Raw genomic sequence first — 5,010 nt, 5'->3', positions numbered from 1 at the left:
AAAGAGATAAAACCAAGCCTCCTGGCAACCTCCCGGTGCTCCTTGATATATCTTTTGTCTTCTCGTATGTCCTCAATAGCCAAAGGCTTCTTCTCCTTGGCAATAATTCCCCCTAAACTCTCACCAATCTTTATCCTCTCCTTTACCATCAATTCAATGCTTTGCTTGGTGCCATAGGAACGAACCAGCTCATCTCCCTCCCTTAACCTGAACTTACACCCATCTGCTCCTAAGAGCTTATTTGCCTGCTCAGCAATCAGAGGTACAAGCTTCCCCCTCTTTATCTCAGAGGTGATCATCTTGTTCACCTCATAAAGGGCGTTGAGCTCCGTAACCTTCTCTATGACTTCTTCATAAAGCCTTGCCTTCTCAAGGGCAATCGCTGACATATCAGCAAAGTCAGATAAAAGCTCAATATCTGCCTTTAAAAATCTCCTTGGCTTTTTTGATATAATATTTAAAACCCCTATGACCCTTCCCTTTATACACATAGGAACACCAAGTGCAGATCTGAAACCATATTCTGCTGCTTTCTTCCTGTGCTCTGGAATAAGCCTTGGATCATCAGCATAACCATCTGGAATGATAAGGGGTTTCTTCTCTTTGGCAATCCACCCACTTAAACTCTCACCGATCTTTAACCTCTCCTTTTTCATTAATTCCATACCCTCTTTGGTACCGCCACCCCTAAGAAGATAATCCCCCCCTCTTATCCGGTAAACACACTCATCAGCCTCAAGAAGTCGAGCCGCCTGCTTTGCTATCCATGGGAGGAGTTCTTCTCTTGAGACAATAGAGGCAATCTTTTTATCTACTTCATAAAGGGTCTTTAACTGTAATGTCTTCTTCTTAATTTCCTCCTCACTCTTTTTACGCTCAGCGATATCGCGAGCAAAGGCACAGTTGAACTCCTTTCCATCAAAATTGATGTAATTTACGATAATCTCTACTGGAAAAATCGTTCCATCCTTTTTTTTATGATGAGATTCTAAAATAAAGGAGCCTCGCTTTCGAATCTCCTCCCAATGTTCTTGCCAGACCTCTTTGGGAAAGTTCGGATCAATGTCATGTACTGTCATGGAGAGAAGCTTCTTGCGTGAATACCCTAATTTGCGGCAGGCAGTCTCGTTAACATAAACTAATCTCGCATCTTGTCCCATCCAAAAGACAGCATCTGCAGCTTTATCGACAGAAAATTGAGATAGCCTCAAAGCCTCTTCAGCACGCTTGCGTTTTGAACTAATAATAAGGAAAATAAATATGCCAAATGAAAGAGAGAGAAATCCTATTAAACCAGTCCAGATTAAATTTTTATGTATTGTATAAAAGGGAGATGGCTTATTAATAACAATGCTATTTACGGGGAGGTCAGCAAGTTTAATGCCAAAACGCTGCATCTGTTTATAATCAAACATGTAGCGATTTGGGCTTTTTTTAAGAACGGGAATATTTTCAATTCTCTCTCCATTCAAAATACGAAGAGCCATCCCCCCTGCTGTCTTACCCTGATAAAAAGCATTAACCATCATTCCCCCAATGACTCCATAGCCAAGATAAAAATCCCAACAGGTATATACCGGAATATTGCTCTTATCCGTAACTAAAGTTGCAGCTTTATCATAAGACAAAACTCTACCAGATTTATCTCTAAAGAAACTGAGAAAAAGGACTATAGAATCATCTGGTAAATTCTTAATCTTTTCTTGAAGTTCTTTTGCATCAAGATCTATGAGAAATGTAAATTTTACGGAATCCTTAAAATCAGGGATTATACTATTCACTTTTTCTATATGAATTTGTCCTGATCTTGTCTTATCACTAATGACAAAAATTTCTTTTATGTTGGGATGCAACTTTAAGGCAATATTAATGGTGCCTCTAAGGTCATAATCTTCTACGACTCCGGTAATATCTTTATGCAAATTAGCCTCTTTGAAATCCTCAATTCCGCAGAATACTGCTGGAACGTCAGGGAATAGTTTCTTTTTATATTTAAGAAGGAAGTGAAACGCATTATCATCAGAGGTGAGAATAGCATCAAACTTAAATCCGGAGAATTTGTGTTTAATAAGTTCATAGAGATTTTGAAAGTGCGTATCATCATGAATTCTTTTCGTATCCATATACTCGATATGTATATCAATATTTTTCTTTTCAGATTCTAGAACAGAGAGGATTCCTTCCATAATTTTATCAGACCAGACATAGCCCTTATGATAGGAATTGAGAACAAGCACATGCTTATGGTCATGTTGATAGGCATAAGAGAGGCAGGATAAGATAAATAGAGTGCAAAGAATAATAAGAAGGAAGATTGTAAGTTTGATATTTTTAGTCATTTTTAAAAAATAAATTTTTCTAATTATATCAGAAAATTATAAATAATTCAATGATTTAATTGGTTTGATTTATGAAACTAACTCAGAAATGAATCTGGGGTCATTTTTCTTTTGATGAACGAAAAACTGACTTAAAAAATATCTAAAAGTTATCGTTTAACCTTCTCAATGCCTTTAATTTCTCTGTTTTTCCTATCTTGGTAAGATTCACTGCCTCTTTTAATATCTGAATCGATAGATCGTATTGACTTCTATTTACGGGATAAGGATGACCGTCCTTCCCTCCGTGAGCAAAAGAAAATCTCACTGGGTCTTCAAATGAGGCAAGCTTACCATAAATCAGCTCGGAAATGAGAGAAAGTGCACGAATCGTCTTTGGACCAACGCCTTTAATTCCCAAAAGCGCTTCAAAATTATCCGGTCTTTTTTCGTAGGTCAACTCTAAAATCTTTCTTAAGTTCTGGCTTCTAATATCATTTACAGATACTGTGTGACGAGGAGATAAGTTAAGTTGTCTAATCTTTTTATATTCATCAATAACTCTTTTTGGTTCTTCATTTGCTAGAATTGTACTCACCTTACGACAGTCCTCGCTTTTTTTTGCCACCATATTGATAACCTCTTCTTTTCGGTCACAACAAATAGCTTTATGCGGCTCACAGACAAAATCCTCGACCTCTTTTCCTAACCAGTGATACCGCCTAGCCATCCGGTTAGATGTGTTCATCCCCTGCTGGATAACTGTCCAGTTTCCCTCTTGATTAAAGATAAAACAGTGATGATAAAGCTGATATCCATCCTGTAATGCAGTTGAATCTACTTTTGCTGACATCTTACTGGAATAAATTAGTTTTTCAGGATGTACTTTTATCCTTCTCTTTGAACTGATTTCTTCTATTTCTAAAGGGGTCTTGCGAGAAGTTGCGCCTTTGCCACCGCAGATAAAAAGACCGATTTCTTTTGAAACATCCTTCAATCCCTCTTTTAGAGCACCACAGACAGTTGTCGTCAGTCCTGAAGAGTGCCAATCAAATCCTAAAACACAGCCAAAGGCTTGAAACCAAAACGGGTCGGATAATCTATTCAAGAACTCTTCTGTCCCGTATTGATCAACAATCACAAGGGTAATCTCAGAGGCCAGTCTTTTCATCCGACTAAAAAGCCAAGATGGGGCCTTTCCATAATGCAGGGGTAAGTTTGTAATGCCTGTTTTCATCTTTTTAAAAATAGGAGATAATTTTGTTTTTACGATAAAATATTATGATACTTTTGTTAAATGATGAGCATATCTTAGAGGTTCTGGAATCTTGTATTTTTTTGTACATCCAAGCACAATATCTATGGCATCCTTCAAGTCTATCTTATGACCAGGAGAAACAAATACAGGTTTAACATTTTCTCTCGTTCTCACTATGGCACCTATAATCTCACGGTTTATATCTTTAATATAAGAATAAGAGCCTCTTTCTTCACCAAGTTTTTTAAGTGTTCCCGTAAGTCTCTTTTTGGCACAACCAATGGTCGATTTTGAAAGTAAGATACCCAAATGAGTTGCCAGCCCCATCCTTCTTTGATGTGCTGTTCCTTGACCATCAAAGATAATTAAATCCGGTTCTTTTTTTAAAGACTGAAAACATTTCAATAAAACAGGGCCTTCTCTGAATGCCAAAAAAGTCGGCATATAAGGAAATCTTATAGGCTGCTCTTTTCTTACTGTCTCTAAAACCTCAAGTTTGGGATAGGTCATGACCACAACTATTCCAATTGCCGTTTTTTTGTTAAATGATGCATCTGCACCAGCTATTAATAGAGGTTGTTTAGTTAGGGGACTGATCTTAATTCTTAACCGTAGTTTTTTCTGAATTTGAACAGCCTTTTTGGGAGACACATTCCAAGGATGTAATGCTAATACTCTTAGTCCCATAATAATCTTTTTTGAAAACCTCTATAAGATAAAACTTAAAATGAGTCCAGATTTTTGTAAAGAAATTACGACTCTTCTCTCAATAAATCAGGGGTTATGAACCAATCAATCTCCCAGGAACCTGTATCGTTTCTTTCCAGCCGAGCAATTCCACCCTGCCTAAATCTTATTATACTTTTATCTTCAGAATACAGAATCAACTTTGATACTAGTTTAGAAAGGAATGGCAGATGTCCAACAATCATTAAATCATCTGTTCTCTCTAAAATCTCCGCATAGATATTCTCAACGGAATCATTAGGAGAAAGGGAGTTTTTTTCAATAACCTGACATTCTGGATTTAAGATATCGGCTAAAATCTTTGCTGACTCTTTAGCTCGCAATTTTGTGCTATGAAAGATAGAATTTACACTGATACCAGCATCTCTAAGAAATGTAGCTATTTTATTTACGTCTGATATCCCCTTCTTTGTAAGAGGCTTTTCCTTGTTTATCTCTTCTGTAGTTGCCTCACCATGCTGAACAAGATACAACTTCATAAGACCATCACCCCCTTTTTACAAGGGCTAATAAACATTCTTAAGATTATTTAAAAAGGTTTTCCTGTCTGGAGATGAGAGTATCTTAAATTCAATCTCTTTGAACTTAATAGATTTTAACATATTTAAAGCTCTGCCTAAATAGAAATATTACAAGATAGACATTTCTTTAGTTTATAATATAATAAATATTTATGCGGAGGTGATT

4 protein-coding genes are annotated in these 5,010 nt (G+C 36.7%); all 4 read right to left on the bottom strand.

The window, feature by feature from the left end; translation table 11 throughout:
- A partial coding sequence (locus tag VMW81_06205; GenBank protein HUU50530.1) for an ABC transporter substrate binding protein occupies positions 1 to 2,339 on the bottom strand: 2,339 nt, incomplete at its 3' end.
- 142 nt (positions 2,340 to 2,481) lie between these two features.
- Entirely contained in the window at positions 2,482 to 3,555 is a 1,074-nt protein-coding gene (locus VMW81_06200; protein ID HUU50529.1) for a DUF763 domain-containing protein, read from the bottom strand.
- 42 nt (positions 3,556 to 3,597) lie between these two features.
- Positions 3,598 to 4,263, bottom strand: coding sequence for an endonuclease V (locus VMW81_06195; protein ID HUU50528.1), 666 nt, complete (start codon positions 4,261 to 4,263; stop codon positions 3,598 to 3,600).
- 65 nt (positions 4,264 to 4,328) lie between these two features.
- Entirely contained in the window at positions 4,329 to 4,802 is a 474-nt protein-coding gene (gene sixA / locus VMW81_06190) for a phosphohistidine phosphatase SixA (protein HUU50527.1), read from the bottom strand.
- Positions 4,803 to 5,010 lie beyond the last annotated feature (208 nt).

Source organism: Nitrospinota bacterium (assembly GCA_035528715.1).
Classification (GTDB): domain Bacteria; phylum JADFOP01; class JADFOP01; order DATKYB01; family DATKYB01; genus DATKYB01.
This window is presented reverse-complemented; position numbering and strand designations above follow the sequence as displayed.